At 74.6% G+C, this 3592-nt stretch carries 3 protein-coding genes; all 3 read left to right on the top strand.

The features are described 5' to 3' along the window. The first annotated feature begins 304 nt into the window (after nt 1-304). Nucleotides 305-832, top strand: coding sequence for a DUF2617 family protein (locus DEP02_RS16685; protein ID WP_112468157.1), 528 nt, complete (start codon nt 305-307; stop codon nt 830-832). A 90-nt stretch (nt 833-922) separates the two neighbouring features. Further along, on the top strand, nt 923-2515 hold the full coding sequence (locus DEP02_RS16680) for a polyamine aminopropyltransferase (protein WP_112468154.1): 1593 nt from the start codon (nt 923-925) through the stop codon (nt 2513-2515). Between the two features lie 94 nt (nt 2516-2609). After that, nucleotides 2610-3527, top strand: a complete 918-nt coding sequence (locus tag DEP02_RS16675; protein ID WP_112468152.1) for an SRPBCC domain-containing protein — start codon at nt 2610-2612, stop codon at nt 3525-3527. The last annotated feature ends 65 nt before the right edge of the window (nt 3528-3592 follow it).

Raw genomic sequence — 3592 nt, 5'->3', positions numbered from 1 at the left:
CCGGCGCCCGCCGGAGGGACACTCCGGCGGGCGCCGCGGTCCCGACTCGTGCGCATGGCACATGCCAGGGTTGAACAGTTGAGCTGGGGGGCCCTCTGAGGGATGGAAACCCCACGAATTTGGGTAAAAGCGCTGTGCTGGAACCGCTGTTCATGATTCCCTCTACAACACCTGCGCAGCCCCTCGGACGTTCTGCACACCCCCCTCCCGAACTGGGCTGACCGGGCCGTTGTCCCCCTGCCGACGGGGCGCTTTGGCCCATGCCTCCCTGTTTCTTTTCCTTGTGTGCTAGCGGAGCCGATCCATGCTCACGACCCTGAACACCTCCTACACCGACACGCGCGCGGCCGACCTCGCCTGGGCCCTGGGGCGCGAGCCGCTGCCCGCGCTGGCCACCCTGGACCTCGAACTGAACGGCGCGAAAATGCAGTTGAGACTCCTCGGCGCGTCGCACCAGGTGCTCCTGGAGGAGGACCGGGGCCCCTGCTCGGAGACCGTGGCGTGCATGCCGGGCTCCAGCACACCGCTGCCGCTCGGTGTCGCCAAGCGGGCGGGCGACTGGGAGTACGAGTTCGCGGCCCGTGTCGAGGTCCTCTCGCCGGGCTCGTTCGCGGGCCGCGCCCAGGAGTTGCTGGCCCTCGTCTCCGACCATCCGCACGGCCTCGTGGGCGTCTTCCCGGGCAGCCCGCACGCGTTCACCGCGATGCTGGCGCAGCGGCGCGAGGGCCAGGTGCACTGGCGGACCTGGCACGCCTACCCGCAGGACGGCCAGTTGGTGGCGACTCGGACGAGGGTGGGGGTGCGCCGGTCCGCGCCGGCCGGGGACGGTTGAACACGGGCAAACACGGGATGCGCCGGCAACGGCCTTTTCCACACGTGTGGGTGACGTAGCGTCCCGCGTCGGTGACGTAACGTCGCAGTCGTGATCGAACCGCACGCCCCGGCCCCGCCCGGCTCGGCGCCGCCCTTCAGCGGCCCCGCGAGGCTGCCCGTCCGGCCGGGCACCGGCCGGTACATCGTGCTCGCGGGGGTCTTCGTCTGCGCGGCCTGCGGACTCGTGTACGAGCTCGAACTCGTGGCGCTGGCCTCGTACTTGATGGGCGACTCGGTCACCCAGGCGTCCGTCGTGCTGTCCGTCATGGTGTTCGCGATGGGGATCGGCTCGCTCGCCGCCAAGCGGCTGCGCCGGCACGCCGCCATCGGCTTCGGCGTGATCGAGGCGGCGCTCGCCCTGGTCGGGGGCTGCAGCGCCATGGCGCTGTACGCGGTGTTCGCCTGGACCGGCGACTGGGGCGGCATGTGGGCGGACGGGCCGCGCTGTCTGCTGGTCGTCTTCTCCCTCGCCATAGGTCTGCTGATCGGCGCCGAGGTGCCGCTGCTGATGGAGCTGATCCAGCGCATCCGACGCCAGGACGCGGGCGGGGCGGTCGCGGACCTGTTCGCGGCGGACTACGTGGGCGCGCTCGTCGGCGGGCTGGCCTTTCCGTTCCTGCTGCTTCCGCTGCTGGGACAGTTGACAAGTGCGCTGCTCACCGGCGCGGTGAACGCCGTGGCCGGTGGCGGGCTCGTCCTCGGGCTGTTCCGGCGGGACCTGACGCCGCGCGGCCGGTGGCTGCTGCTCGTCGCCAACGTCGCCGTGCTCGGGCTGCTCGCCTCGCTGGCCGTGCTGGTGGGCGACTTCGAGCGGGCCGCGCGGCAGGCGGTGTACGGCGGGAACGTGCGGGTGGCGCTGCGGAGCGGCGAGCAGGAGGTGGTCCTCACCGGCGGCACCCGCGGGCGTCCGCTGAAGCTGTTCCTCGACGGGCGGCTGCGGGCCGGCGGCCGCGGCGAGCGCCGGTACCACGAGGCGCTCGTCCACCCCGCGATGGCCGGACCGCACGCGCGCGTGCTGATCCTCGGCGGCGGTGACGGGCTCGCCGCCCGCGAGGCGCTGCGACACCCCGGCGTCGAGCGGGTGGACGTCGTCGAGCCCGACCCGGCGGTCGTCCGGCTGGCGCGCGGCGATCCGGGTCTCGCCCGGCTCAACGCCCACGTCTACGACGATCCACGCGTGCGCGTGAGCACCGCCGACGTCTTCCGCCGGCTGCGGGGGGAGCCGCCGGCGGCGTACGACGTGGTGATCGAGGACCTGCCCGACCCGGGCATCACCTCGAGTACGAAGCTGTACGCGCAGGAGTTCTACGGCCTGGCCCGGCGGGCCCTGGCGCCCGGCGGCCGGCTGGTGGTGCACGCGGGCCCGGTCTCCTCCCGCCCGCGCGTGTTCTGGACGGTGGAGTCCACGATCCGCGCGGCCGGACTGCGCACCGCGCCGTACCGGGTGACCGGCCGCGGCCCCGACGACTGGGGCTTCGTCCTGGCCTCCCGCACCCCGCCGGTCCTCCGCCTGGACCCGCACGCCCCCCGCCCGGGCACTCTCACCACGGCATCGCTCACGGCGGCCGCCGATGCCGCCACCCGGGCCCGCGTCCCCGGCCTGCCGCCTTCGACCTTGGTGCACCCTCGCTACAGCGGCTGACGCTTGGCTGCGCCCGGTCGCGCGGTGGCGGGGCGGAGCGAGTTGTGGGTGAGGGGAGGGTATTCGGAGGCGGTACTGGGTACGCTCGGCTGACATGGAGCACGAGGTGTTCGTTCCGGTTCCGGCTCAGCGGGTGCGGGTGGCGCTCGCCGACCCCGCGCGGGTCGCCCGGGCGGTTCCCGGGCTCCAGCAGGACGCGGTCCTCCAGCAGGACGCGGGCGGCGAGCCCGTCGCCGGCCGGCTGAAGCTGCGGATCGGCAGCCACTCCATCACCTACCGCGGCACCCTGCGTGTCTCCGCCCGCGACGACGGTTCGTACGCCGTCGAGGGCGACGCGACCGAGTCCCGCGGCACCGGCTCGGTGAAGCTCGTCCTCACCCTCCGCCTCCGCGACACCGACGACGGCTCCACGCTCACCTTCGACGGCACCGCCTCCGCCGACGGCCGCGTCACCGAGCTGCCTCCGGAGGCCGTGCACACGGCGGTGACCCGTCTGCTGAACCGTTGCGTGGAGAACCTGGCCGCAGAGCTCTCCGAGCTCCCCGGGCCGCCGGCCCCCGAGTCCCTGGCCACCGAGGACTTCGCCCCTCTGGCCACCGGCGACTTCGAGGCCGCCCCGGACGCCGACGACGCGCCGGTGCCTCCGCCCGCCGAAGCCGACGAGGCTCCCGAGGCCCGCCCGGCCGAGCCCGCCTCCGTCTTCGACACCGAGGTTCCGCCCTCCGCCCTCGACCCGCTGGCCGACGAGGAGGACGAGGACGACGAGCCTCCCGTCTCCGAGGACTTCGCCGAGACCGCCGAGCCGCCCGCCGAGGCGGCGCACGCGCGGCGGACGATGATCGGGCGCAGCACCGAGGAGGTGGACCACGCCCCGCCCCGCGGCCGCTACGCCCCCGTCCCCGCCCCGCTCACCGTCTCCGCCGGCCCCACCCTCCGCTGGGCGGCCCCCGCGGCGGCACTGGTCGTGGCGTCGGCGATCGTCCTGGGCCGGGCCCTCAGACGCCGCCGCTGAACACCGGCGCGACCGGACGGCACCCGCCCCGCGCGGCACCGCGCCGCCGGGCGGCACCCGCCTCG

This window comes from Streptomyces triticisoli (assembly GCF_003270085.1).
GTDB classification, from domain to species: Bacteria; Actinomycetota; Actinomycetes; order Streptomycetales; family Streptomycetaceae; genus Streptomyces; species Streptomyces triticisoli.
Note: the sequence above shows the minus strand (reverse complement) of the source record. Positions and strands in the feature narration are given on the sequence as shown.